Source organism: Bradyrhizobium sp. USDA 336 (genome assembly GCF_044908355.1).
GTDB classification, from domain to species: Bacteria; Pseudomonadota; Alphaproteobacteria; order Rhizobiales; family Xanthobacteraceae; genus Bradyrhizobium; species Bradyrhizobium yuanmingense.
In genome coordinates this window covers 4,173,702-4,198,180 of sequence record NZ_JBIYDC010000002.1, presented here as the reverse complement: position 1 = coordinate 4,198,180, position 24,479 = coordinate 4,173,702, and the positions used below count along the sequence as shown (strand labels likewise).

Sequence of the window (24,479 nt, the reverse complement as noted above, 5' to 3'; positions counted from 1 at the left end):
TCGGGGAGAGGTGAGCCATGGACAGTCGGCAGAATTTCATCGCGCCTCAGGAGCTCACCGCCCCTCGCGCACCCAGGTCGCCGCGAATGCGCCGAGCAGCAGCAGCAGGCCGATCACGCCGGCGAAGATCGGCAGCACGCCGACGCCCTTGACGACGCTGGCGTCGCGCATCCGCACGCCCATCCAGCCATCGCCGTGGAACATGCCGACCGAGCGCACCGGCAGGATGCGCGGCAGCTCGACGCTCGAGCCAGAGGCCACGCGCACGGCATCGCCGCCTGTCGCCTGTGTCAGCGGCTTCAACGTATCGACCGTGGAGGTGACTTCCGAAAATTCCTTCGGATTGGTCGGGCCGACATTGATCAGCGCTTTCAGCGTGCCGTCGGTGGCCTGCCACAGGCCGAGCTCGCTCGCCGGCAGGCTGGCGCGCCACTCGCCGGGATCGCCGGCGCTCAGCGTCAGATCCTGCGATACACCCGATGGCGAGGTCACGCTGACGGGCTGGACGCTGTCCGCCATGGTCTGACGCACCACGACGAGGTCCTTGCCCTGCACCTGGAGGCGCAACGCCTCCTCGTCGAGATCAGGCTGCTTCATCAGCCAGTGCGACATCCGCCGCAGCAGGTCGAGATGCGGACCGCCGCCCTCATAGCCGCGCGCCCACAGCCAGATGTGGTCAGACAGCAGGAGCGCGACGCGGCCCTCGCCGAAGCGAGACAGGAACAGCAGCGGCTTGCCGTCGACGCCGGTCATGACGGGCGGGTTGACCGCATTGCGGGTATCGACGGTGCGGAAGAACCGGCTCCAGCGCGGCGGCTCGCTGGCGGAGCCCTCCAGCCCGCGCGTGACGGGATGGCGTTTGCCGAGGTCGGACAGATGCGCATAGAACGGCTTCTCGGTGACGCCGACGGGTTCGGCCGGCAGCACCGAATCGAGCGGCGTGCGCCAGATGCTGCTGTTCGAGGCATAGTCGGGGCCGGCCGAGACCAGCACGGCGCCGCCTGCGCGCACGTAACGTGCCATGTTCTCGAAATAGGGGATCGGCAGCACGCCCTGGCGGGCATAGCGGTCGAAGATGATCAGCTGGAATTCGTTGATCTTCTGCTGGAACAGCTCGCGGGTTGGAAACGCGATCAGCGACAATTCGTTGATCGGCGTGCCGTCCTGCTTCTCCGGCGGGCGCAGAATGGTGAAATGCACGAGGTCGACGCTGGCGTCGGACTTGAGCAGATTGCGCCAGGTGCGCTCGCCCGAATGCGGCTCGCCCGAGACCAGCAGCACGCGCAGCTTGTCGCGCACGCCGTCGATGGCGACGACGGCGCGATTGTTCACCGGCGTCAATTCGCGTTCGAGCGGCGAGGCCTCGATCTCGACGATGTTCGGCCCGGCATGCTTGATGTCGACGTCGACGCTCGCGGCCTGGCCGCTGGAGAGCGTGCGCTCGTTGATGACCTCGCCGTCGCGGCGGACCGTGACCCTGGCGCGCTCGCCGGTGACACCCTGGTCGTCGAGGCGGTAGGAGATGGTCTGGCTCTGCCCGACGATACCGAAGCGCGGCGCGGCGGTGATCGCGATGCGGCGGTCGCGCTCGTCCTTCTGGCCCGTAACCAGCGCGTGCACCGGCGCCTGGAAGCCGAGCGCGGCGGCGTTCGCGGGAATGTCGTGGACGCGGCCGTCGGTGATCAGGAACGCGCCGGCGACGCGGTCGACCGGGACGTCCGCCAAGGCCGAGGCCAGCGCGCCGAACAGCTTGGTGCCGTCGGTCTCGCCGTCGGCCTGTCCGGCTTCGACGACACGGACCTCGAGGCCCTTGATCTTCTTCAGGCTGTCGACCAGCGCCTCCTGCGCTTGCGCAGCTTCGCGATTGCGGTTGCCGAAGTTCTGGCTCGGGCTCTTGTCGACGACAACAGCGGCGACCGAGGTGAGGGGATCGCGGTCCTCGCGGGTGAAGGAGGGATTGGAAAGCGCCAGCAGGAACAGCGCCAGCGCGGCCACCCGCACCGCGGCGCCGCGCGCGCGCGCCAGCAGCAGCACGAGCGCGACAATGACGATCGCGGCGAGCGCGAGCCACAGCACGATGGTAGGAACAAGCGGTGTGAACGCGATGCCGTAGTTCATGTCGATCCTATTGCCCCAGCCGTTCGATCAGCGCCGGAGCGTGCACCTGGTCGGCCTTGTAGTTGCCGGTCAGCGTGTACATCACGATGTTGGCGCCGGCACGGTAGGCGAATTCGCGCTGGCGGGCGTCGCCGCCGGTCACCGGCAGCATGGCCTGTCCGTCGGGCCGCACCGCCCAGGCGCCTGCCAGGTCGTTCGAGGTGATGATGATCGGCGAGACGCCGTCGCCGCCGCGCGCCGGCCGTTGCGCGCTCTCATCGTCGTCTTCGCGCGGCAAGGTCTCGACCCAGGTCTGGCCGGCGGTGAAGCGGCCGGGGAAGTCGCGCAGCAGATAAAAGGTCTTGGTCAGCACGTGCTCTCGCGGCACCGGCTCGAGCTCGGGCACGTCGAGCGAGGACAGGATCTCGCGCAGCGTCTGCATGGCCGGCGTCTGCGCCGCGCCGTTGGCGCCGGGTGGCGCCTCGATCGCGTCGCGGGTGTCGAACAGCACGGTGCCGCCCTGCTTCATGTAGGCGTCGATCTTGTTGATGGCGTCCTGCGGCGGCTTCGGCGCGCCCGGCACGATCGGCCAGTAGATCAGCGGGAAGAACGCGAGCTCGTCGCGCGCGGGATCGACGCCGACGGGATCGCCGGCCTCGAGCGCAGTGCGCTGGGCCAGGAACAGCGTCAGCCCGTTCATTCCCGCCTTGACGATGGAATCGACGTCCGCATTGCCCGTGACGACATAGGCGAGGCGGGTCTGCGACACCGACTTCATCGCGAACTCGTCCGTGACGCCGTCGGCGCGCGACGGCGCCGGCGAGAGCGCCGCGAATCCCGCGAGCAGGGCGAGCACGATCATCGCGGGCGCGGCGCGGCGGCGCAGCAGCGCGGCAATGCCGCCGCCGAGCACCGCGATGATGATGGCGTCGATCAGGAACAGCGCGAGCGCCGTCGACAGCAGCCAGCCGCGCAAATCGCGCGGCTCGGCATTGGTGTAGGTGGCGTGCCGGGCGCGCAGGCTCGCGGTGTTCAGGGCGGCGATGCGGTCGGCGCTGGCAAGCGTGTTCACGGCGAGCGGTCCTTCTGCCGGGCCGTAGAAGCCGGGCGGATGATCTGATGTGGCGCGGTCGCGATAATCGGCAGGAAGCGGCTTGGCCGTCGCGGGCGGCGGACCGAACGCGCCAAATCCGTCGAGGATGTGCAGCGGCGCCACGGTCTCAGCGGTCGCTTCGCCGGCAACGCCAGCGCCGGGCTTCGCGGTGTAGCCGGACATGTCGACCACCCGCCGCAGCATTTCGACGAAGGTGCCCGACATCGGCAGATCCGACCAGCGCATGTCGGCGCTGACGTGGAACAGGCTGACGAGGCCCTTGCCACGATGCTCGCCGGTGACGAGCGGCGTGCCGTCTTCCAGCGAGGCCCAGCTCTTGGTGGCGAGCACGGCGTCGGGCTCGGCCAGCACCTGCCGGCTCACGGTGACGTCCTTGGGCACCGCGACGCCGGCGAACGGGCCGTCGACGGCGAAGGAGGCGAGATGCTGCGGCTTCTCCCAGGTCAGGCTGCCGCCGAGGGTGCGGCCGCCCTTGCGCAGCTTGACCGGCACGAGGTCGTCCTCCGCCTGTGCCAGCCGGGGCCCAGCGAACCGCACCAGCACGCCGCCCTGGTCGACCCAGGCATTGAGGCGTTCGCGCAGCTCGGGGGCGATGGTGCCGACATCGGCGAGGATGATCATCGGCAGCTTCTGGTCCAGAAACTGCGTGATGCCCTGCTGCGGCGAGCCCTTGTCGGCGAGCCGGACGTCGGCGAACGGCGCCAGCGCGCGGGTGAGATAGAAGGTCGGCGCCAGCAGTGGCTGCGCGGTCTCGCTGGTCGCGCCTGAGATGATGCCGATGGCGCGGCGACGCCAGCGCTTGTCGAGCAGCTGCACCGCGCCGGCCGAGCGCTCGCCGGAGATTTCGAGCCGTGTGATGTCGTTGCGCAGCTCGACCGGCAGATCGAACGCCGCCTCGGTTTCCTTGTCCTGCGGGCCGAACGAATAGCGCGCTTCGCCGATCGGCGAGGCCTTCTGGTCCAGCGCGCGCACCGTGCCGACCGCAATCCCGCTGTCGGTGCGCAGCACCTTCACCGTCATCTTCGCCGCGGCATTCTCGGCGGCGACCAGGGCCAGCGGCGAGGAGGTGCCGCCTTCGAACACGGTCAGGCTGCGGTCGCCGATGGTCTTGCCGAGGCCGGCCACGAAGTCCTCGCCGCGGCCGGTGTCGACGCCGTCCGAGAGCCAGGCGATCTCGCAGTCGCCGGTGACCTTGAGGAAACGGTCGACCGCAGCCAGCGTCTCGACCCGGTCGATCGAATAGGGCTTTGGCGCCAGCTGCCGCAGCGCGACGCGCGCCGCACCCGCCGGCATCAGGGTGATGTCGCGGTTCGGCTCGGACAGCGGCACCAGCGCGATGCCGCGGCCGTCATTGTCGGCATTGGCGATAAGCTCGTCGGCGGTCCTGATCCTGACGTCCCAGTGCGATGCAGCGCTCCAGCCGTCGTCGAACATGATCATCAGCGGCGCCTTGCTCCCGGCGACGCCAGTTTGCGGATTCCAGATCGGGCCGGCGGCGGCGAAGATCACCAGCGCGGCGGCGAGCAGGCGAAGCGCGGTCAGCCACCATGGCGTCCGCGAGGGCGTCTCTTCTCTTGGCGTGATGTCGAACAACAGCCGCGTCGGCGGAAACTCGATGCGCCGCGGCCGCGGCGGCATCACGCGCAGGAGCCACCACAGCACGGGCAGGCTGAGGAGGCCGATCAGGAGCAGCGGTTGTGTGAAGGCGAGCGGCAATCCCATCATGCGGCCGGCCCCGCCTTGATCGTCGTGGTGCGTGCGCCGGACTTGCTCACCTGCATGCCCGCATGCAGGAACAGCAAGAGCTCGGCGGCGGAACGGTCGGTCGCGTGCGTCGTGAACAGCCAGTCGAGCTTGTTGGTCTCGGCGCGGATCTGGTCGCGGTGCAGCGCGAGGCGCGCGGTGTAGTCCTGGGCCCAGCTCTCGGCGCGGCCGGCGGTGATCACGCCAAAGCCTTCCGGCTCGACGAACTCGACGCGGCCGGAATAGGGGAACGATTCCTCCGCGGGATCGACCACCTGCACCATCGTGCCGTGCGCGCCGGAGCTGGACAGCCCGGCGAGCGTCGTCCTGATCTCGGCGATCGGGGACCAGAAATCCGACAGCACGATGATCTCGGCCAGCGCGGCCGGAACGAAGGATGGCGGCAGGCTCAGTCGGTCCGCATCGTCATGCAGCATAGCCTGCGCCATCCTGTCGATGATGCTGCGGCTTGCAGTCGGTGCCATCAGCCCGGGAATGCCGACGCGCTCGCCGCCGGCGACGAGCAACTCGGCCAGTGCAAAGGCGACGATCAGTGTCCGCTCGAGCTTGGACTCGCGCGCGTTCTTCGAGGCGAACGCCATCGAGGGCGAGCGGTCCGGCCAGATCCAGACCGTGTGCGAGGCTTCCCATTCCAGCTCGCGCACGTAGAGATGGTCGTCGCGCGCCGAGCGGCGCCAATCGACGTTCTGCGACGGTTCGCCCGAGACGAAGCGGCGGTACTGCCAGAAGTTTTCGCCCGAGCCGGCGCGGCGCCGTCCATGCAGGCCGTGGATGACGTTGGCGGCGATGCGGCGGGCCTCGAGCACCAGGCGCGGCAACGAAGCGGCGAGCGTGCGGCTTTCGCCATCGGCACGTCGGATCGCCAGGATCTCCTTCGCTGCCCGCCCGTTCTCCGCTGCCATCAACCGATCCGTGTCTTCAATTGCCGGATCACGTCCGGAATCGTGCGGCCTTCGGCGCGCGCCTGGAACGTCAACGCCATGCGGTGCTTCAGCACGGGCTCGGCAAGGTCGAGCACGTCGTCGATCGAGGGGGCCAGGCGGCCGTCGATCAGCGCACGCGCGCGCACCGCCAGCATCAGGGATTGGCTGGCGCGCGGGCCGGGGCCCCAGGCAATGAACTTGCCGGCTTCGCCGGCGTCCGGACCCGGGCGGGCCGAGCGCACCAGCGAGAGGAATTGCTTCCACCACGGAATCTCCGACCGGCAGGCGCCGGATCAGGCGCTGCGCGGTGATCAGCGCATCGGGCGTCATCGCGCCCTTGGCCAGCGTCTCCTCCGCGCCCGTGGTCTCGAACAGGATGCGGCGCTCGGCATCGCGGTCGGGATAGTCGACGTCGATCTCCATCAGGAAGCGGTCGAGCTGGGCTTCGGGCAGCGGATAAGTGCCTTCCTGCTCCAGCGGGTTCTGCGTCGCGAGCACGTGGAAGGGTTTCGGCAGATCGTGACGCGCGCCGGCGACGGTGATGTGCTGCTCCTGCATCGCCTGCAACAACGCCGATTGCGTGCGCGGTGAGGCGCGGTTGATCTCGTCGGCCATCAGGAGCTGCGCGAACACGGGACCGGCAATGAAGCGGAAGGCGCGCCTTCCCGCGGTGCTCTCGTCCAGCACTTCGGCGCCGAGAATGTCGGAAGGCATCAAATCGGGCGTGAACTGGATGCGTTTGGCGTCGAGACCGAGCGTGACGCCGAGCGTCTCCACCAGCTTGGTCTTGGCAAGACCCGGCACGCCGATCAGGAGCGCATGGCCGCCGGAGAGGATGGTGACCAGCGTGTTCTCGATCACGCGATCCTGGCCGAAGATGACCGAGGCGATCGCGTCCTTGGCCGCGCGAACCTGGCTCGACACCTGCTCGGCCGAACGGACGATCCCGTCCTCGAGTTTCTCGACACTCTCCGCCATTCGCTTGCTCCTTCAGCCTGTGCAACGCGGCTTGCTTGCATCGTCAGATCCGCACGTCAGGTCATCACGCCAGATCATCACGCCAAGATCATGGGCCCCATGCTAGACTTGCAGGAAGGCCATGTATTCGTTGAATTAACCTATCCCCACCTTATCGGCTTCGGGGTATGTACGGCATCACGAAGTGGCGACCTCCACACCGGGCTATTCCGGATGGAACCGCGCACCTAAGTACAACGTAGACCTGCACCAATCGTGCCAATCACAAAGTCAGGGCAAACCATGGCGAACCAAGGGCAGAGCGCCGATCGGGGTCTTGAGGGACTGACTGCCGCCGCCAAAAGCGCTGCCAATGCCGAAGGGGCCAAAAAGGGCCTGCCTCCGGTGCATCTGTGGAATCCGCCGTTTTGCGGCGATCTCGACATCCGAATCGCCTCCGATGGTACTTGGTTCTACATGGGGACGCCAATCGGGCGTCCCGCTTTGGTGCGGCTGTTTTCGACCATTCTCAAGCGCGAGGGCGACAAGCATTTCCTGGTCACGCCGGTGGAGAAGGTCGGTATCCGCGTCGACGATGCGCCGTTCATGGCGGTCGAGATGCAGAAGGACGGCGAGGGCAGCCATCGCGTGCTGCACTTCCGCACCAATGTCGACGACTGGGTCAGCTGCGACGCGGCGCACCGGCTGCGTTTCGAGCAGGCGGAGGATGGCGGGCTGACGCCCTATCTGCACGTCCGTGCCAACCTCTGGGCCAAGGTGACGCGCGCGCTCTATTACGATCTGGTTGACATGGGCGAGGAGCGGATGGTCGATGGCCAGCCGATGTTCGGTGTCGAGTCGGCCGGCGAGTTCTTCGCCATGGCCGATGCGGAGCAGGTGAGGGCGGCGCTTTGAATTTGAACAACCCTATCCTGACGAACGAGCCGGTCGCGCTTGGCGCTGCGGATTTCTTCGCCCGCTCCAGGGCGCGGCTCGGCTTCGACGTGCCGCCCGGCCTCTATGATCCCAACATCATCCCGGCCTCGGGCGATCCCGGCACCGACAAGATGCTCGAGATCATCGCGCGCGAGCAGCCGGTGCGCCCGGCAGCGGTCTTGATCGCGGTGGTCGATCATCCCGAGCCCACCATCCTGCTGACGCAGCGCTCGGCGCATCTCAACGACCATGCCGGCCAGATCGCCTTTCCCGGCGGCAAGATCGACGCGATCGATGCCTCGCCGCTCGATGCGGCGCTGCGCGAGGCCGAGGAAGAGGTCGGGCTGTCCAGAGACTTCGTCGAGCCGCTCGGCTATCTCGATCTCTACGGCACCGCCTTCGGCTTCCGCATCCTGCCGACGGTTGCCAGGGTCAGGCCCGGCTTTTCGCTCAGCATCAACCATTCCGAGGTTGATGATGCGTTCGAGGTGCCGCTATCCTTCCTGATGAATCCGGTGAACCACCAGGTGCACAGCAAGGAATTCCGCGGCACGCCGCGATCCTATTACGCGATGCCGTTCGCGGAACGCTACATCTGGGGTGCGACGGCGGGCATGCTGCGTGTGCTGTATGAGCGGATCTATTCGTCATGATCCGGACGGTTCTGACCGAGATCGGAATTTTCCTCATCCCCTTTGCCGTCTATGCGCTGTTCCTGGCCGCGAGCCGCTCCGGAGTGTTCGCACGCTCCTCATGGCCGGTCGCGATCGTCGCGCGTCTTGCGCTGGTGGCGATCGTGCTGGTCATCGCCGGCCTCATCGGCTTGGCGGAGTTCTCCGGCGCGCCGCCGGATTCGACCTACGTCCCCGCCCATATCGAGGACGGCAAGCTCGTGCCGGGCACGGAAAAGTAGGGCCGGATCCATGAGCGCGGAGCCTTTACTCGCCAATGCGCCCTGGCTGACCGCAGGCGGTACCGCGCGCGTCCTGGCGCTGCTCGGCACTGATGGCGAGGAGGCGCGGGTGGTCGGCGGCGCCGTGCGCAACGCGCTGCTCGGTCTTGCGCCGGGTGACATCGACATCGCGACCACGGCGCTGCCCGACGAGGTGATACGGCGTGCCAAGGCTGCCGGCATCAAGAGCGTGCCGACCGGCATCGACCACGGCACGGTCACCCTGGTGATCGATGCCCACCCCTATGAAGTCACGACGCTGCGCGAGGACACCGAGACCTTCGGCCGCAAGGCGAAGGTCGCGTTCGGCCGCGACTGGGTCAAGGATGCCGAGCGGCGCGACTTCACCATGAACGGCCTGTCGGTCGATGCGCACGGCGTGGTCTACGATTATGTCGGCGGCATCAACGACGCCAAAGCGCGGCGCGTGCGCTTCATCGGCGATCCCGACCAGCGCATCGCAGAGGATTACTTACGCATCCTGCGCTTCTTCCGCATCCACGCCGCCTTCGGTGCCGGCGAGCCCGACCGCGACGGCTATCTCGCCTGCATCCGCGGACGCGCGGGCCTGGCCAGCCTGTCGGCCGAGCGGGTGCGCATGGAGATGCTCAAGCTGCTGGTCGCCGGTGGTGCGGCTGCGGCCGTGCGGGCCATGGCCGAGGGCGGATTGCTGCAGGCGTTGACCGGCGGCGTCGTCTATACGGGTCCCCTGGACACAATGATCGCGATCGAGCGCGAGCTCGGCCTCAGCCCCAGCAGCACGCGGCGCCTTGCCGCGCTCGCGGTCGCCGTCACCGAAGACGCCAAGCGCCTCGCCGTGCGCCTGCGGCTCTCCAATGCCGAGGCCAGGGCGCTGGATTCGATGGGGCACCGCTGGTGGCGCCTCGCCACCAAGGACGAAGCCAATGCGCGGCGCTTGCTGTACCGGCTCGGGCCCGAGAGCTATCACGACCGCGTATTGCTGGGCTGGGCACGCGCCGCCGCTGACGTGCATTCGCCGCGCTGGCGCGCGCTCGCCGAGCTGCCGCAGCGCTGGACCGCACCCAAATTTCCGCTGAAGGCCGCCGATTTCATCGCCCGCGGTCTCGCCGAAGGACCCGCGCTCGGCCACGTGTTGACGCTCGCGGAGGACGCTTGGCTCGCGGCGGATTTCCCGCTGGAGGAAGCCGCACTCGCCGCCATCGCCGATCGAGCCGTAGCCCGCATCAGAGGCGACCAGAAAGATTGACCATCGTCTCGGGCGTCGCCGATATCTCGCTGCTCCAGCTTCTGCTTCGGTATGGCCGTGCCCGGCGTTCTTCGCCAAGGCCTTCGTCGAGCGGATGCCGGTGCACATCCGCACCGCGATCCTCGATGCCGCCGTGATCGCCGGCGGACTCGTGATGATCTCGGCGGCGGCGAGGCAGCTGATCGCCGGCCGAAATGGCGCTCTTGGCGTCTGAGGAGTACCCGATGTCGCTACAGTCTGGGCTGCGTCGCGTCAGGCGAACTTGGCGCGCGTGAACCGTGTTCCGCAGCTCCACGCTGTGTCTCCGCCGCTACAGCCAAGACGTGGGATCACGTCTAATAATCGGCTTGTAATATAGTAATTGGCGCATGACTGGTCATCGGCGGTTCTATTGGCGCTCGCGCGGCGAGGCCCCGCCTTGTCACGGCGCACAACATTGAGGGAAGTTATGAAGTCCATCGTCTCTGCTGCCCTTCTGGCCTCGGCTCTGTGTCTGTCCCAGGGCGCCTTCGCGGCCGATCTCGGCAGGGCTTACACCAAGGCGCCGCCCGCGCCGGTCGCATTCAGCTGGACCGGTTTTTATGCTGGCGTGCATGGTGGTTATGGCTGGAGCGATCCGACCGCGACCTTCGATCCGGGCGCGCTCGCAACCGGGACGGTCCCCGGCTATGTCGTCACGGGTGGGACTGGGCCGTTCACCCTGGATGTGAGCCCCAAGGGCGGATTCGGCGGCGGCCAAATCGGCTATAACTGGCAGTCCGGCACGTTCGTGTACGGTCTGGAAGCGGATGTCAGCGGCGCTGCCATCAGGGAAACGGCGAGCCGCCCCTTCAGCGTCACCGGAACGATCGGCGGCGACAATGGCGCCTTCACCGGCGTATTCAATCTCAAGCAGGAAATCGACGTGTTCGGCACGGTTCGCGGACGCATCGGCTATGCCGCGAACAACCTCTTGATCTACGGTACCGGCGGCTTCGCCTGGGGCCACGTCAAGAACAGCATCTTCACCTCCAATCTCGCCACGCCGAACATCGCCAATTTCAACGGCTTCTTCCCGGCCCTGACGCGAAGTGCATCCTCGTCGGAGGTCCAGGTGGGCTTCTCCGCGGGTGGCGGCCTTGAATGGGCTTTCGATCCGCGCTGGACGTTCAAGGCCGAGTACATCTACATCAATCTCGGAAAGTCGAACGGCAATGCTCTTGCATTCCCCGGCGCGTCGTTCACGGACACCGAGGTTCAGCTTCATACGGCCAAGGGCGGCATCAACTATCGGTTCTGATCCGATCGGCATCAGCTCGCAGGAGGGTTTCGCCGTTGCGAAACCCTCGCCTCGAGCAATGTCGTCATTTGCTCACCGCGGGTGCGGTGAGCAGCATCGTCAGCCGATATACTGGCCAGCCCGCGAGCGACAGCGACACCTGCTGATAGTGCAGCACTCCCATGGCCGGGTGCTTGAACGCGCTCGCCGCCCATCCTGCGCGCGGGTCGCATAGAACCACATTCCGCCACATCGCAGTCTCAGGTTCCCAAACTGGGTCGTGCTATCCCTTCCGGGAGGTTAGCCCCTCACCATATTCGGGCTGGACGTCTTCACCTGAGGAAACGCGATGAAAGCCCCCGCAAATCTCGCCGAGAAGCTCGCCACGTTCACCGATCGCTTCTCCCCGCGCACGGTGGCGACCTACAACGACAACGACATCATGGTGGCCAAGCTCGAGGGGCCGTTTCATTGGCACAAGCACGAGGACACGGACGACTTTTTTCTCGTGCTCAGCGGGACGCTGGACATCGAGCTGCGGGACCGCACCGTCACCCTCAACCCCGGCGAGGTTTTTGTCGTGCCGAAGGGCGTTGAGCACCGGCCGGTGGCGCGTGGGGAAGTGCACATCCTCTTGATCGAACCGACGGGGACGCCGAATTCCGGAGACAAGGCCACGGCGGCGCCTCGTATCCTCGTCTGATCAACCCGCGCCCGTCATCAGGACCGCGGTGAGGCCCTCGACGCACAGCGCCTTCACCGTCGAGCCATTGGCGGCGAGCTTCGCTTGCGAAATCCATCGCTTGCGCTTCTGCGACAGCGATGTCCGCTATCGCCCTGTGTTGACAGGGAAGCGGACATCGGACGCGCCGGAGCCGAACTCGGCTCGCACGAGAATGCAGTCCGAGAAGTGCCTATTCCTCGTCATCATCTTCGTCTTCGTCGTCCTCGTCGTCTTCTTCCACCTGCACGAGCACGGCGAGCGGCAGCGTCTCGCGGAACAGGTCGCCTTCCATGCCCATCCACAAGCACAGCGCCTCGTTCTCCTTCACCTCCGCGACGGTCAGCGGCTGACCGCCGGATTTCAGCATCACGACATCGCCGGCCTTCAGATCCATGGATTGTCCTTTCGGGTTGATCGACACGGCCGACGCTAACAGGCCGTCATGACAGGCCGATCACGCCGGCTGCCGGCGCCGGAAGGTGTCTCCGCGGTACGCTTCAGCTGCGCTCGCTCGTGACCGGCTGGTTCGGCAGGCACTGGTTGCTGAAATAGCCGATGGCATCGCGCGCGAGCGGAACATGGCAGAAGAAGCCGGTGGGGCGGTATCGCACCCTGATGCGATCCAGCTGCGCCATGGTCAGCGTCATGAACGCGTCCAGCCGGCGGGCCTGAAGCTGTAGCCTGTGCTCATTGCTGTCGCGTGGTTTGTCGAGCTTGCGATCGTTCGGCACGTCGTTGCCGGACGCCGGAGCTTGCAACGCATTCGGCCCGCTGCGGAGCACCTCGAAGCAATGGTGCATCACCAGGACGTGGTGCTTGGCGCTCCACCAGTTGATGGTCACGACCTTCTGCAACGCATCGATCTCGCCATCCGCCCGCCTGGCACAGAGGTTGACGTAGGATTTGAGCCCATTGGCCGTCGGGTCGTTGCACAATTCGTCGCTGGGGCGTCCCGGATCGGCGCCATTGAAGATCGCACCCTTGAACTGCGGAAGGTTGGCGTCGGAATCGCAATCGAAATTGTACTTGGTGAGCAGCGTTGCCGTCAGGGGATCCTGGTCGAGCGTGTGCTCCGCGGCCGGGTCGCGCCCGAGGTCGCTGGGCCAGTCGATGTAGATCTCCGCCTTGCGCGCAAAGATGGCGCCGTTCCGCCGCAGCGACGTGCGCGCCTTCCAATAGTCCGAGAACGAGCCGAATGACTTGGAGTCCACCGGAATGAAAGCGGGGCTTGCCTGCACCTTCAGCGAGCCGAACTGCTCGCGCAGCATGGTCTCCTGCTGGATCTGCACGTCGGCGAAGGCGTCCGAGATCTCGAGGAAGGTGTCGGTCGCCTTCTGCATGTCCGCCTTGGCCTGCTCGCCGACCTTCTGTTCATAGGAATTCAGGTACTGGAAATATCCGCCCAGGAAGCCGGTCAGCAGCGTCACGGCCGTCAGTCCCTTGGTGACCGAGAGGCGGCTGTCCCAGGATTGAATTCTCTGCCAGATGCCCGCCGCCTTCACCGGGGATCGCGTGCGCGCTGCCTGCTTCGGAAGGTCCTGCTCCATTGTCGCCTCCAACTCGTCACGCCCCGTGGCACGAGGCTACCGCAATCCCGGATTGCGGCTTGTGAAGCATTTCACTTCAGGTGAGGCAGGGGGGCTGCCGGATGTCGGCCGGCGGCAGCTCCTCGATCGAGCGGGGAAGGTGTCTGGACCACCTCCCACGCGATGCGCCTGCGCGGAACGTCGCCTTGAATTCGCGGTCGGCATCGCCTAGTTTTTCGGCGTGCCGCACGGTATCCGCTACCATCTTCGTCAACTCGCCAGAACGGCCATGTTCGTGGCGATATCCGCGTTTGTGCTTCAGGCGGCCCTGATTTCGGTCTCGCAGGCGCAGGCGGCTGTTGGCGCCATTCCGATGCCGTCCGTCACGCTCAACGGCTCTCTGCATTTCCACGATCAGTTGGCAGGCCACGTGCATTCCCACGCCGGCGACGACGCGGAAGGCCACGTCCATGACGGGCCGGATCACGACGACGACGGCGCTTCCGGCGTGGCCTGGGACATGTTTGGCACCTCGATCGCTTCAGCGCAGGTCGTTCACCTGCTCAGCGTCTTCGAAGTGCTCGGCGCCATGGACCTGCCGCTCGCGCAGGCCGTTGTCGGGGTGCGCCCCGACGGACTCGTCCGGCCACCAAGTACCTTCAGCATCGCGTAGTCCCGGCGGCGCTTCGGCCGCCGCCTTTTCGCATGTCTGAAGGATCTTTCGATGTTGATGAATCAGCGCTGCCCGAAAGGGCGGCTCGCGGCTCTTGGGCTGGCTGGCGCTTTTTGGTTGGCGAGCCTGGTCTTTGGCTTGTCGGGCGCCTTTGGCCATGAGGGGCACGATCACGGCGACGCCGAAAAGACGGCGGTCGTGTCCTCAGCCTATCCGAGGATTGCCGCACGTTCCGAGCTCTACGAAGTCGTCGGCATCCTGAAAGACGGCAGGCTGTCCGTCTTCATTGATGATGCCGTGACGAACGAGCCGGTCTCGGACGCCGCCTTGCAGGTCACGATCGGCGATTCTGCCCCGATCGAGGCATCGAGCGGGGAGGACGGCGTCTACACCGCCCCGATTCCGAACGGCACGCCGTCCGGATCGGTCGAGGTGATCTTCTCGATCAACGCTAGCAGGGGGAATGATCTGCTGGTCGACTCGTTCATACCGCGTGCAGAGGCCCGGCCCGCAGAGCAGAAGCACGCACCCGGCTGGCTTCTCTCGACCCGAGCCGCCATCGCCTCGTCCGTGCTCGCCGCCTTGGGATTCGGCGGTCTCTTCGCCTATTGGAAGCGGCGTGGCCGCTTCATGGCGGCCTCGATGTCCGCGGTGGTGGCGGGGGCCTTCGTCATTCTCGCCTCCGTCATGTTCGGCGAGGGCCGGACCAATGCAACGCAACCAAATCCGCTTGATGTTCCAGCGCTGAGCGATGCCCCGCGCCGCCTGCAAGACGACACCGTCTTCGCGGCCAAGCCGACGCAGCGTCTGCTCGAGGTACGAACCGCTGCAGCCGAGCCGCAGACGATTCATCCCGCCGTCACCCTGATCGGCCGTGTCATGGCCGACCCCAACCGCAGCAGCATCGTGCAGAGCATCTACGGCGGCCGCGTGGTTCCCGGCGATGACGGCATCCCCCGCATCGGGCAAACCGTCCGCAAGGGCGATCTGCTCCTCCGGATCGAGCCGCATCTGCCGATCGCCGATCGCACGACGATCCTCGAGAAGGTCGGCGAGATCGAACAGCTGATGGCGATCACGGACAACAAGCTGCGGCGTCTCCGCCCGCTGGCCGAACGCGGCGCGGTGCCGCAAGGGCAGGTCAACGATCTCGAAAGCGAATTGGAGGGCCTGCGGGCCCGCCGCGAGACCGTTCGCAATTCCCGCACCGGCTTCGAGGAGCTGCGGGCATCGACCGACGGAATCATCACCTCCGCCAAGGTCGCGCCGGGCCAGGTCATACAGCCGCAGGACGTCCTGTTTCAGATCGCGGACCCCGGCAGCCTCTGGGTCGAGGCGCTCGCCTATGACGAAATAGGCTTGAAGCAGCCAGAAGCCGCAACGGCTATGGCCCCGAACGGGCAGCAGATTGCGCTGAGCTTCGTCGGAACGAGCCGGGCGCTGCGCCAGCATGCGTCCGTGGTTCACTTCGCCATTCCGGAGCCACCGGCAGGTCTCAACATCGGTCAGCCGTTGAATGTGATGATCCAGGCCGGAGCGCCCGTGTCTGGCCTGGTCGTGCCGCGCAATGCCGTCGTTCGAAGTGGCAATGGTGAAAATATCGTCTGGCTGCACACGGCGCCCGAGCGCTTCGAGCCGAGACCGGTTCGCGTGGTGCCGGTGGACGCCGCCCGCGTGATCGTGGCTGCCGGAGTCAAGGAAGGCGAACACATCGTCGTTCGCGGCACCGACCTCATCAACCAGATCCGGTAGCCGGCCATGTTCAAGCTCATCGTCCAGACCAGCTTGCGCAATCGCCTGTTCGTGCTGGCCGTCGCCGCCGCGCTGGTCGGCTACGGCCTGTTCGTGCTGCCGAGCGTTTCGGTCGACGTCCTGCCCGACATCAACCGCCCGACCGTCAACATCCTGACCGAGGCAGAGGGATTGGCCCCCCAGGAGGTCGAGCAGCTGGTGACGTTCCCGATCGAGACGTCAATGAACGGCATGCCCGGTGTGATCCGGGTGCGCTCCGTCTCGGGCGTTGGTCTGTCAGTCGTCTATGTCGAGTTCGACTGGGGCGTCGACGTTTACCGCGCCCGGCAATTCGTCTCGGAGCGGCTGGCGCTGATCCGCGAGCAATTGCCGGCTGCGGCCAATCCCCAGATGGGCCCGGTGACCTCGATCATGGGCGAGATCATGCTGATCGCGCTGACGAGCGATGGCACGGCTTCAGCCATGGACGTTCGCGAGATCGCCGACTTCGTCGTCCGGCCGCAACTCCTCGCCATTCCCGGCGTCGCCCAGGTAATACCCATCGGCGGCGAGGTCCGCCAATACCGCGTGACGCCGAACGTCGCCACCATGCAGGCGCTCGGCGTCACCCATGATCAGATCGAGCAGGCGGTCGCAAGATTCGGCACCAACAGCGGCGGCGGCTTCGTCGACCAGCATGGCCGCGAATATCTGATCCGCAATGTCGGTCTCACCAGGCGTATCGAGGACCTCCGCAACACCGTCGTCGTCAACCGCGGAGAGCAGCCGATCCTGCTGAAGCAGATTGCCTCGGTGGATTTTTCCGCGCGGACCAAGCGCGGTGACGCCGGATATAACGGCAAGCCCGCCGTCATCGTCAGCGTCATGAAGCAGCCGGCTGCGGATACTGTGGCACTGACGCGCAATGTCGAGTCCACGCTGCGCGACCTGCAACGCACCATGCGCGGGGGCATCAACATCACCAACGTGCAGTTCCGGCAGGCCACCTTCATCGAGACCTCGATCGGCAATGTCGAGCGCGTCCTGATCGAGGCCGCGATCGTCGTCGCAATCGTCCTGTTCGTCTTCCTCATGAACGGTCGCGCCGCGTTCGTCTCGCTGACCGCCATTCCGATATCGATCCTGGTCACGGTTCTGGTGTTTCGCGCCTTCGGCCTCACGATCAATACCATGACGCTGGGCGGCCTCGCCATCGCGATCGGCGAGCTGGTCGACGATGCCGTGGTGGACGTCGAGAACATCCTGCGGCGCCTGCGGGAGAACGCTGCGTCGAGCACGCCGCGTCCTGTCCTCGACGTGATCTCCGGCGCGAGCCAGGAGGTTCGTTCCAGTATCGTCTATGCAACGATGATCATCGTCCTCGTCTTCGTGCCGCTGTTCGCCCTTCCGGGAATCGAAGGGCGGCTGTTCACGCCGCTTGGCGTGGCCTATGTGGTCTCGATCCTCGCTTCGCTGCTGACCTCGATCACGGTGACGCCGGTGCTGTCCTATTATCTGCTTTCGGGACGGGCCTATTCAGGTGACCGCGAGAGCTTTGTCGTCACGAAACTGAAGCAGGCCAATCGGCGGGTGCTCGGCTGGGCCTTCGAGCGGCAGGGCCCGGTGCTGGTCTCCGTCGCCGCTGCGGTCGCGGTGGCAGGCTATGCCGCGAGCCAGATGCCCCGCAGCTTTCTTCCGCCCTTCAACGAGGGGACGCTGGTCCTGTCGCTGCAGTACAATCCAGGCATTTCGCTCGCGGAATCGAACCGTCTTGGCCTATTGGCGGAGCAGTTGCTCGCAAAAGTGCCCGAGGTGAAGTCGGTCGGACGCCGCACCGGCCGTGCCGTGCTCGATGAGCACGCCGAAGGCGTGCACTACAGCGAGATCGATGTCGATCTGACGCCATCCAAGCGCCAGAAGGCGGAGATCTATGCGAGCATCCGCGAAGCCCTGTCGGCGCTGCCGGCGTCGCTGGCCATCGGACAGCCGATCAGCCACCGCCTCGATCATCTCCAGTCGGGTATTCGTGCCCAGATCGTGCTCAAGATATTCGGCCAGGACATCGAGACGTTGCGGCGGCTGTCCGAAACGGTGCGCCAGCGTCTATCGACGATCCCGGGTCTGGTCGATCTCCAGGTCGAGAAGCAGGTGCTGATTCCGCAAGTGCGGGTTCAAATCGACCATGCCCGAGCAGCGCTCTACGGCCTGACGCCGGCTGCAGTCACCCAGGCACTCGACGCGCTGTCCAATGGCCGGAAGGTCTCCCAGATCGTCGACGGCAATCGCCGCTTCGACGTCGTGATGCGCCTGTCGGAGCAGGACCGTTCGACGACCGGACTGCACAATTTGCTGATCCCGACCGGGTCGGAGTTCGTCCCGTTGAGCGCTTTGGCCGACATCGTCGAGACAGACGGGCCCAACCAGATTCAGCGGGAGGGGACCCAGCGCAGGATCGTCGTCTACGGCAACGGGGACGGGCGCCGCGACATCGCCGATATCGCTGCCGACATTCAGAGGTCGGTTCGCGAGCTCGATTTCCCGCAAGGCTACACGACCCGTCTCGAAGGCGCGTTCCAGGCCCAGCAGGAGGCGTCCTGGCGCATTGGCATTCTGTCGCTGGCCTCGATGGCGATGATCTTCGTCGTCCTCTACAGCCGCTACCGGTCGATCGCACTGGCGCTGATCATCATGGGAGGTATTCCGCTGGCCCTGATCGGCAGCGTCGCCGCGCTGAAGATGTCCGGGCAGCCGTTGTCGGTGGCCTCGATGATCGGTTTCATCACGCTGGCCGGCATCTCGGCGCGCAACGGGATCTTGAAGATCTCGCACTACATCAATCTCGCTATCCACGAAGGCGAGCGTTTCGGGGCTGGGCTGGTCATTCGCGGCAGCATGGAGCGCCTCAGTCCGGTGCTGATGACGGCGCTTTGCGCAGGACTAGCGCTCACGCCGCTCTTGATCGGCGCGGACGAGCCGGGCCGGGAAATCCTGCACCCGGTGGCCGTGACGATCTTCGGCGGCCTGCTCAGCGCCACGGTCCTCGACACAATCGTGACCCCGATTCTGTTTCTGATGTTCGGCAAACAGCCGCTGCAGCGACTGGTGGCCGGACACGCGGCAACGTTCACCCCCGCGGAAGCCTATTGATGCGCGCGGAAAACCACCGAGGAGCCTGCAATGAGAACATATATCGGCCTCGTCATGACGGCTGTGATGATCGCGACGCTGGATGTTGCCGCGGCGCAGACGAAGGGCAGCAACGGCGGCCCCGTCGTCAAGTCGCAAGGGCATCCGATCGAATTCGTCAGCAAGGGGACCGACATCGTCTTTTACGTTGGGGACGACGATGGATCGCCGCTGTCGACGAAGGATATGCGGGGACGCGCAACGATTCAGGATGGCGGCAAGACGGTCACCGTTCCGCTTGCGCCGGCCAATCCCAACATGATGACGGGAAAGCTGCAGGCCGAGCTGTCGCCAAAGGCGATCGTGGTGTTCTCCGGCAGCTTGCACGGTCATTCGTTGACAGCGAGATACGCTGCGCAATGATTGACGAAGCGCCACCCCTCGGCAGGTTTGCACATCGGCGATTTCACCGCGACAAAGCGCCCGTGATAAATAGTGGATCAATCAATACAATCTGAGCATCAATCGGGATGGCATGAGCACGTAAAATAGGCCCTCAGAAAAAATGTCGCAACGGAGGATCGACAATGGGCAATGCAACTCTCTTATCGAAGATTCGTTTTGGTGCGGCTGGCATCATGCTTCTTGCCGCGACCTCGATGGCATACGCGGCCTGGCCGGAAAGGAATATCACCTTCATCGTTCCATTCCCGGCGGGAGGCTCGTCCGACATGGTCGCGCGCGCAATCGGACAGAAGGTCTCCGATACGCTGGGGCAGCCGGTGGTCGTCGAAAACCGCTCCGGCGCAACGGGCGCGCTTGGAGCAACAGCGGTGGCCCGGGCCGCAGCGGATGGATACACCGTTCTCGTCGGCTCGATCGGTGTCTATGCGACGAATCCATTTCTTCAGCCCAATCTGAAGTATGATCCTCTGAAGGACTTCGACCTTTTGACGGTCGCTGTGCGCGCACCGAACGTCCTGGTCGCCAACTTGAACTTTCCGGCAAACACGGTCGCCGAGTTGGTGGACCAACTGAAGAAGGCCCCCGGCAAGATCACTTTTGCAAGCTCGGGTGCAGGTTCGTCCGATCATCTCACGGCGGCGCTGTTCTGGCAGCGCACTGGGACGACCGGTCTCCACGTGCCGTATCGCGGCGGGGCGCCTGCCGTGAGTGATCTCATCGCGGGGCATGTCAACGTATCGTTTCAAAACATCAACGCCGTCATCGGGCAAATTCAATCCAAGCAGCTCAAGGTCCTCGCCATCACCGGCGATGCCAGATCCCCTCTGTTGCCCGACGTGCCTACCTTGAAGGAACTTGGGGTTGATGGTGTCGATGTGTTTTCGTGGCAGGCGGTGGCTGCTCCGAAGGGCCTTCCTGCCGACGTGAAAGCAAAATTGCATGGCGAGATCGTCGCGGCGCTGAAGGCACCGGACATACGCAAACGAATGGAGGATATCGGCCTCGAAATCGTGGCCAACACCCCGGAGCAATTCCGGGAGTTTCTGGTCTCTGAGCTCGCCCGTTGGAAGCGGGTCATCGAGACCGGCAATATCACCGTGGAATAGGTTGCCTTGGGCGAGCTCGCGGGAGCGCGACTAGAGCATGATCCGGAAAAGTGCGTAGCGGTTTTCCGAAAAGATCATGCTCAAACAATAAGCTAAGCTAAAGCGCGATGACGATTCATCCTGATCGCATCGCGCTCTGGGCTCGATGGCAACCCTCGCGACGATGCCATAATACCCCTGTTTTGCCCGACGGGTCAAAGCCGTTTCGTAAAATCCGTAAGACCTTGATTTTGCAGCAGCGCGCTACTGTGCATGGGGTTGTTTTCGCAGTTTTGTTTTGGGCCCCGATCATCCCCGGTCCGGCAGCAGCTCGCCCAGCGAGCGGATGATGCGGTCGGGCCTAACCGTCGACCCTTCGGGCAGGCCCTCGCCATGCACGTCCATCCAGATCGCATAGATGCCGAGGCGCTGCGGCGTCACCACTTCCCATTCCAGATTGTCGCCGATCATCCAGGTGTCCTCAGCGGTGACGCCGAGCGCCTGCATCGCGTGCAGATAGGCGCGCTCCTCGGGCTTGCCGAAGCCGTGCTCGCCCTCGATCTGGATGTGGTCGAAGCGATGCGCCAGCTCGAAGCGCTCGACCTTGGCGCGCTGCATGTCGGCGGCGCCGTTGGTGACCAGCGCGAGCTTGATGCCGAGCGCCTTGAACTGGTCGATCGCCTCGTGCGCGCCGGGAAAGACGAACATCTCCTCCTCGCGATAGGCGGTGAAGCGGTCGGCGAGGCGAATGGCGAGATCGTCGGGCAGGGCGCGGTGGCCGGCGGCCGCGAGCGCGGCGAAGCCGCCCTTCACCGTCAGGTGCCGCGCCTCGGCGAGCTTCATCCGCCACGCCGGCTCGGCACTGGCCCAGAAGTTTCGCGCGAAGGCCAGCACCGCGGTTGCGACCATCGGCGGCGGCAGCGGGGCGAGCTCCTCGGCGAATTCGGCCGTGATCGTGTTCCAGGCGATCTCGGGCCGGCCATAGGCCGACAGGATGGTGTCGTCCATGTCGATCAGCATGGCGCGGGGCAGCGGCGGCAGCATGGCGTTCATGGCCACTTCACCTCCGGCGGCAGCGACGACAGGATGGAGTCCACGTTGCCGCCCGTCTTCAGCCCGAAGATGGTGCCGCGGTCGTAGAGCAGGTTGAACTCGACGTAGCGGCCGCGGCGGATCAATTGCTCCTCGCGGTCAGCAGGCGTCCAGGCGCTCGCAAAATTGCGTCGCACGATCTCGGGATAGATCTTCAGGAAGGCGCGCCCGACGTCCTGGGTGAAGGCGAGGTCGGCGTCCCAGTCGCCGCTGTCGTGCCAGTCGTAGAAGATGCCGCCGATGCCGCGCGCCTCTTTCCTGTGCGGCAGGTAGAAATACTCGTCGCACCATTTCTTGTACTTGTCGTAGTCGGCAACACCGCTCGGCTGCGCGCAGGCCTGTTTCATCGCGGCATGGAAGGCGATGCTGTCGGGATCGTCCTGCGTCCGCCTTCGCTCCAGCACCGGCGTCAGGTCGGCGCCGCCGCCGAACCAGGCCTTCGTGGTGACGACGAAGCGCGTGTTCATGTGCACGGCAGGGACATTCGGATTGCGCATGTGCGCGATCAGCGAGATGCCGGAGGCCCAGAATTTTGGATCCTCCGCCGCGCCGGGGATCTGCGCCCGGAATTCGGGTGCGAACTCGCCGTGCACCGTCGAGCAGTGCACGCCGACCTTCTCGAACAGCCGGCCATGCATCATCGACATCACGCCGCCGCCGCCGGCCGCGCCGGAATGGTCGGTGCGCTGCCACGGCGTGCGCCTGAAGCGGCCGGCCTCGCCCGGATAGAGGCTTTGCGGCGCGTCGTCCTCGAGCCGCTCGAAGCTCGCGCAGATGTCGTCGCGCAAGCGCTCGAACCAGGCACGGGCGCGGGCCTTGCGGGCTTCGATCGTCGTCACGTCCATCTGCATTCGCGGGTCGCGTCCTATCTGATGCCGAGCGATTTGTGGGTCTGCACGCTGAGCCGCCATTGCGGATGGTGCAGGCAATAATCGATCGCGCGCGCGGTGTTCTCGATGATTTCAGGCCCGTCCATCGGTTGCAGCGAGAAGCGCTCGAAGGCGAGATCCTCAAATGCTTCGGGCATCGCCAAGGCCTGGGGATAGACCAGCTTCAGCTCGTGGCCCTGGCGCAGGATCAGCTCGCTGCCGCCCTTGGGGCTGACGCAGATCCAGTCGAGCCCATCAGGAGCTGCGATCGTGCCGTTGGTCTCGACGCCGATCTCGAAGCCTCTTTCGTGCAGCGCCTCGATCAGCGCAGCGTCGACCTGGAGCAGCGGCTCGCCGCCGGTCAGCACCACATAGCGATTGGCGGCAGCAGCCGTCCATTGCGCGGCGATGGTATCTGCGAGTTCCGCAGCCGAGCCATAGCGCCCGCCCAGCGTGCCGTCGGTGCCGACGAAATCCGTGTCGCAGAACTTGCAGGTCGCATCCGCGCGGTCGGCCTCCCGCCCGCTCCAGAGGTTGCAGCCGGCAAAGCGGCAGAACACCGACGCGCGCCCGGCATGGGCGCCTTCGCCTTGCAGGGTCAGGAAGATCTCCTTGACCGCGTAACTCAAGCCTCTCTCCTCAACCTGTCAAACCTTGCGGGTTCCGGATCTGCCGCAGCGCCTCGCCCGCGGCCATGGCCACGCTCATGGCCACATTGAGCGACCGCAGCCCCGCCTTGATCGGGATCACCAGACGCGCATCGGCCGCCTCGACCACCGCATCGGTGACGCCGGCGCTCTCGCGCCCGAATAGCAGGATGTCCGAGCTCTGGTAATGAAAATCGCGGTAGTCGGTGGCGGCCTTGGTGGTGAACAGCAGCAGCCGGTGGCCCTGGCCTGCGCGCCAGTGTTCGAATGTCGCCCAGGAGACGTGGCGGGTCAGCCTGACATGGTCGAGGTAGTCCATTCCCGCCCGGCGGAACAGGCGGTCCGAGATGGGGAAGCCCGCCGGTTCGATGATATGGGCATCGAGCCCCAGGCAGGCGCAGAGGCGAAGAATCGTGCCGGTGTTCTGGGGGATGTCGGGCTGGAAAAGTGCGATCTGCATGGGCGGCGGCGAGTTGGCTTGCGGGCGCAAAATGTCTCAATAAAACATCGCCCGCCCGGGAATTCGTGCATTGCACGCTCCCACGCCGTTAGCGGGCTTGCGCTCGCCCGGCAAGGGTGCCAATAGAACGATTCTGGACTGCTGTTTCACCCGTTTAGAGGTGAATAAGCCAAGTTCTGCCGCCGCGGGGGGCCGCGGGCGCCGGCAGCCTTTCCGGGGACCTCTTGGGCGCCCCCCGGAGCGGTTCCACCGGTAGCGCAAGAAGAAAGGGTTGGAATCGTGACGACAGCGTCTTCGGCGGACCATCCGACACGCCGTGATTTCTTATTTGTTGCAACAGGGGCATTTGCAGCAGTAGGGGGCGCGGCTGCGCTCTGGCCCTTCATCTCCCAAATGAATCCGGATGCCTCGACCATCGCCGCCGGTGCGCCGATCGAGGTCGATCTCAGCCCGATCGCGGAAGGCCAGGACATCAAGGTGTTCTGGCGCGGCAAGCCGATCTACATCAGCCACCGCACCAAGAAGCAGATCGACGAGGCGCGCGCCGTCAACGTGGCGAGCCTGCCGGATCCGCAGACCGACGAGGCCCGGGTCAAGTCGGGCCACGAGCAGTGGCTGGTCGTGATCGGCATCTGCACCCATCTCGGCTGTATCCCGATCGCTCATGAAGGCAGCTACGACGGCTTCTTCTGCCCCTGCCATGGTTCGGTGTACGATACGTCCGGCCGCATCCGCCAGGGCCCAGCGCCCACGAACCTGGCAGTGCCGCCGTACCAGTTCGTTTCCGACACCAAAATCCAGATCGGCTGAGCTTCGGACTCAAGTCCGAAGCTTCGCGCCGTCTCGTCGTAC

General features: G+C 65.6%; 21 protein-coding genes and 1 pseudogene. 12 read left to right on the top strand and 10 right to left on the bottom strand.

The window, feature by feature from the left end; translation table 11 throughout:
• Positions 1 to 54: 54 nt before the first annotated feature.
• The 4 genes and pseudogenes from ABIA45_RS20555 to ABIA45_RS20540 all read right to left on the bottom strand — a co-directional run bounded on the left by ABIA45_RS20555 (position 55) and on the right by ABIA45_RS20540 (position 6,876).
• Positions 55 to 2,118, bottom strand: a complete 2,064-nt coding sequence (locus ABIA45_RS20555) for a hypothetical protein (protein ID WP_157286395.1) — start codon at positions 2,116 to 2,118, stop codon at positions 55 to 57.
• Between the two features lie 7 nt (positions 2,119 to 2,125).
• Positions 2,126 to 4,936 carry a DUF4159 domain-containing protein gene (locus ABIA45_RS20550; RefSeq protein WP_157286394.1) on the bottom strand — a complete coding sequence of 937 codons (2,811 nt, stop codon included), beginning with the start codon at positions 4,934 to 4,936 and terminating at the stop codon, positions 2,126 to 2,128.
• Positions 4,933 to 5,877, bottom strand: a complete 945-nt coding sequence (locus ABIA45_RS20545; protein WP_275497536.1) for a DUF58 domain-containing protein — start codon at positions 5,875 to 5,877, stop codon at positions 4,933 to 4,935. Before ABIA45_RS20545 ends, ABIA45_RS20550 begins: the two co-directional genes overlap by 4 nt.
• Positions 5,877 to 6,876, bottom strand: a pseudogene (locus tag ABIA45_RS20540) (AAA family ATPase). Before ABIA45_RS20540 ends, ABIA45_RS20545 begins: the two are co-directional and overlap by 1 nt.
• Before the next feature lie 282 nt (positions 6,877 to 7,158).
• Between ABIA45_RS20540 and ABIA45_RS20535 the strand changes: the two are divergent.
• The 6 genes from ABIA45_RS20535 (at position 7,159) to ABIA45_RS20510 (ending at position 11,932) form a co-directional block, all read left to right on the top strand.
• Entirely contained in the window at positions 7,159 to 7,770 is a 612-nt protein-coding gene (locus tag ABIA45_RS20535; RefSeq protein WP_404653400.1) for a DUF1285 domain-containing protein, read from the top strand.
• A gap of 2 nt (positions 7,771 to 7,772) precedes the next feature.
• Entirely contained in the window at positions 7,773 to 8,444 is a 672-nt protein-coding gene (locus tag ABIA45_RS20530; protein ID WP_157286391.1) for a CoA pyrophosphatase, read from the top strand.
• Entirely contained in the window at positions 8,441 to 8,704 is a 264-nt protein-coding gene (locus ABIA45_RS20525) for a DUF6111 family protein (protein ID WP_404653398.1), read from the top strand. Before ABIA45_RS20530 ends, ABIA45_RS20525 begins: the two co-directional genes overlap by 4 nt.
• Before the next feature lie 10 nt (positions 8,705 to 8,714).
• The gene (locus ABIA45_RS20520) at positions 8,715 to 9,971 is read left to right on the top strand and encodes a CCA tRNA nucleotidyltransferase (protein ID WP_404653396.1); all 1,257 of its coding nucleotides are present in this window, start codon (positions 8,715 to 8,717) and stop codon (positions 9,969 to 9,971) included.
• Between the two features lie 448 nt (positions 9,972 to 10,419).
• Complete coding sequence (locus tag ABIA45_RS20515) at positions 10,420 to 11,250, top strand: outer membrane protein (protein ID WP_404653394.1); 831 nt, start codon at positions 10,420 to 10,422, stop codon at positions 11,248 to 11,250.
• 328 nt (positions 11,251 to 11,578) lie between these two features.
• On the top strand, positions 11,579 to 11,932 hold the full coding sequence (locus ABIA45_RS20510) for a cupin domain-containing protein (RefSeq protein WP_036024830.1): 354 nt from the start codon (positions 11,579 to 11,581) through the stop codon (positions 11,930 to 11,932).
• A 211-nt stretch (positions 11,933 to 12,143) separates the two neighbouring features.
• On the opposite strand, the gene ABIA45_RS20505 is transcribed toward ABIA45_RS20510, so the two are convergent.
• Positions 12,144 to 12,347, bottom strand: coding sequence for a DUF2158 domain-containing protein (locus ABIA45_RS20505; RefSeq protein WP_036024831.1), 204 nt, complete (start codon positions 12,345 to 12,347; stop codon positions 12,144 to 12,146).
• 103 nt (positions 12,348 to 12,450) lie between these two features.
• Positions 12,451 to 13,500: a hypothetical protein gene (locus ABIA45_RS20500; protein ID WP_404653393.1), complete on the bottom strand. Its 1,050-nt coding sequence runs from the start codon at positions 13,498 to 13,500 to the stop codon at positions 12,451 to 12,453.
• Positions 13,501 to 13,768: 268 nt separating this feature from the next.
• Between ABIA45_RS20500 and ABIA45_RS20495 the strand changes: the two genes are divergently transcribed.
• From ABIA45_RS20495 to ABIA45_RS20475, 5 genes are all read left to right on the top strand, one after another.
• Positions 13,769 to 14,152, top strand: a complete 384-nt coding sequence (locus ABIA45_RS20495) for a hypothetical protein (protein WP_404653392.1) — start codon at positions 13,769 to 13,771, stop codon at positions 14,150 to 14,152.
• Positions 14,153 to 14,203: 51 nt separating this feature from the next.
• Positions 14,204 to 15,904, top strand: a complete 1,701-nt coding sequence (locus ABIA45_RS20490) for an efflux RND transporter periplasmic adaptor subunit (RefSeq protein ID WP_404653390.1) — start codon at positions 14,204 to 14,206, stop codon at positions 15,902 to 15,904.
• A gap of 6 nt (positions 15,905 to 15,910) precedes the next feature.
• Entirely contained in the window at positions 15,911 to 19,030 is a 3,120-nt protein-coding gene (locus ABIA45_RS20485; RefSeq protein ID WP_404653388.1) for an efflux RND transporter permease subunit, read from the top strand.
• Between the two features lie 30 nt (positions 19,031 to 19,060).
• Positions 19,061 to 19,432 carry a hypothetical protein gene (locus ABIA45_RS20480; RefSeq protein WP_246732427.1) on the top strand — a complete coding sequence of 124 codons (372 nt, stop codon included), beginning with the start codon at positions 19,061 to 19,063 and terminating at the stop codon, positions 19,430 to 19,432.
• Between the two features lie 164 nt (positions 19,433 to 19,596).
• The gene (locus ABIA45_RS20475; RefSeq protein WP_404653385.1) at positions 19,597 to 20,580 is read left to right on the top strand and encodes a Bug family tripartite tricarboxylate transporter substrate binding protein; all 984 of its coding nucleotides are present in this window, start codon (positions 19,597 to 19,599) and stop codon (positions 20,578 to 20,580) included.
• A 288-nt stretch (positions 20,581 to 20,868) separates the two neighbouring features.
• On the opposite strand, the gene ABIA45_RS20470 is transcribed toward ABIA45_RS20475, so the two are convergent.
• The 4 genes from ABIA45_RS20470 to ABIA45_RS20455 are packed head-to-tail and all read right to left on the bottom strand — an operon-like array spanning position 20,869 to position 23,627.
• On the bottom strand, positions 20,869 to 21,603 hold the full coding sequence (locus ABIA45_RS20470; RefSeq protein ID WP_404655713.1) for an HAD family hydrolase: 735 nt from the start codon (positions 21,601 to 21,603) through the stop codon (positions 20,869 to 20,871).
• 5 nt (positions 21,604 to 21,608) lie between these two features.
• Entirely contained in the window at positions 21,609 to 22,496 is an 888-nt protein-coding gene (hemF, locus tag ABIA45_RS20465; RefSeq protein ID WP_275509201.1) for an oxygen-dependent coproporphyrinogen oxidase, read from the bottom strand.
• Positions 22,497 to 22,516: 20 nt separating this feature from the next.
• Positions 22,517 to 23,149 carry a 7-carboxy-7-deazaguanine synthase gene (gene queE, locus ABIA45_RS20460; RefSeq protein ID WP_404653383.1) on the bottom strand — a complete coding sequence of 211 codons (633 nt, stop codon included), beginning with the start codon at positions 23,147 to 23,149 and terminating at the stop codon, positions 22,517 to 22,519.
• Between the two features lie 10 nt (positions 23,150 to 23,159).
• On the bottom strand, positions 23,160 to 23,627 hold the full coding sequence (locus ABIA45_RS20455; protein ID WP_404653381.1) for a tRNA (cytidine(34)-2'-O)-methyltransferase: 468 nt from the start codon (positions 23,625 to 23,627) through the stop codon (positions 23,160 to 23,162).
• A gap of 279 nt (positions 23,628 to 23,906) precedes the next feature.
• Here ABIA45_RS20455 and petA point away from each other — a divergent pair, with 279 nt between their 5' ends.
• Entirely contained in the window at positions 23,907 to 24,437 is a 531-nt protein-coding gene (gene petA, locus ABIA45_RS20450) for a ubiquinol-cytochrome c reductase iron-sulfur subunit (protein ID WP_036006265.1), read from the top strand.
• Positions 24,438 to 24,479 lie beyond the last annotated feature (42 nt).

Excerpts from the sequence above, each read along its gene's own strand:
- ABIA45_RS20485 (WP_404653388.1), top strand. The coding sequence starts at position 15,911 with ATGTTCAAGCTCATCGTCCAGACCAGCTTGCGCAATCGCCTGTTCGTG.
- ABIA45_RS20510 (WP_036024830.1), top strand. The coding sequence starts at position 11,579 with ATGAAAGCCCCCGCAAATCTCGCCGAGAAGCTCGCCACGTTCACCGAT.
- ABIA45_RS20520 (WP_404653396.1), top strand. The coding sequence starts at position 8,715 with ATGAGCGCGGAGCCTTTACTCGCCAATGCGCCCTGGCTGACCGCAGGC.
- ABIA45_RS20545 (WP_275497536.1), bottom strand. The coding sequence starts at position 5,877 with ATGGCAGCGGAGAACGGGCGGGCAGCGAAGGAGATCCTGGCGATCCGA.
- ABIA45_RS20535 (WP_404653400.1), top strand. The coding sequence starts at position 7,159 with ATGGCGAACCAAGGGCAGAGCGCCGATCGGGGTCTTGAGGGACTGACT.
- ABIA45_RS20525 (WP_404653398.1), top strand. The coding sequence starts at position 8,441 with ATGATCCGGACGGTTCTGACCGAGATCGGAATTTTCCTCATCCCCTTT.
- ABIA45_RS20480 (WP_246732427.1), top strand. The coding sequence starts at position 19,061 with ATGAGAACATATATCGGCCTCGTCATGACGGCTGTGATGATCGCGACG.
- ABIA45_RS20555 (WP_157286395.1), bottom strand. The coding sequence starts at position 2,118 with ATGAACTACGGCATCGCGTTCACACCGCTTGTTCCTACCATCGTGCTG.
- ABIA45_RS20550 (WP_157286394.1), bottom strand. The coding sequence starts at position 4,936 with ATGATGGGATTGCCGCTCGCCTTCACACAACCGCTGCTCCTGATCGGC.
- ABIA45_RS20470 (WP_404655713.1), bottom strand. The coding sequence starts at position 21,603 with ATGCTGCCGCCGCTGCCCCGCGCCATGCTGATCGACATGGACGACACC.
- ABIA45_RS20505 (WP_036024831.1), bottom strand. The coding sequence starts at position 12,347 with ATGGATCTGAAGGCCGGCGATGTCGTGATGCTGAAATCCGGCGGTCAG.
- ABIA45_RS20490 (WP_404653390.1), top strand. The coding sequence starts at position 14,204 with ATGTTGATGAATCAGCGCTGCCCGAAAGGGCGGCTCGCGGCTCTTGGG.
- ABIA45_RS20500 (WP_404653393.1), bottom strand. The coding sequence starts at position 13,500 with ATGGAGCAGGACCTTCCGAAGCAGGCAGCGCGCACGCGATCCCCGGTG.
- ABIA45_RS20495 (WP_404653392.1), top strand. The coding sequence starts at position 13,769 with ATGTTCGTGGCGATATCCGCGTTTGTGCTTCAGGCGGCCCTGATTTCG.
- hemF (WP_275509201.1), bottom strand. The coding sequence starts at position 22,496 with ATGGACGTGACGACGATCGAAGCCCGCAAGGCCCGCGCCCGTGCCTGG.
- ABIA45_RS20455 (WP_404653381.1), bottom strand. The coding sequence starts at position 23,627 with ATGCAGATCGCACTTTTCCAGCCCGACATCCCCCAGAACACCGGCACG.
- ABIA45_RS20515 (WP_404653394.1), top strand. The coding sequence starts at position 10,420 with ATGAAGTCCATCGTCTCTGCTGCCCTTCTGGCCTCGGCTCTGTGTCTG.
- ABIA45_RS20475 (WP_404653385.1), top strand. The coding sequence starts at position 19,597 with ATGGGCAATGCAACTCTCTTATCGAAGATTCGTTTTGGTGCGGCTGGC.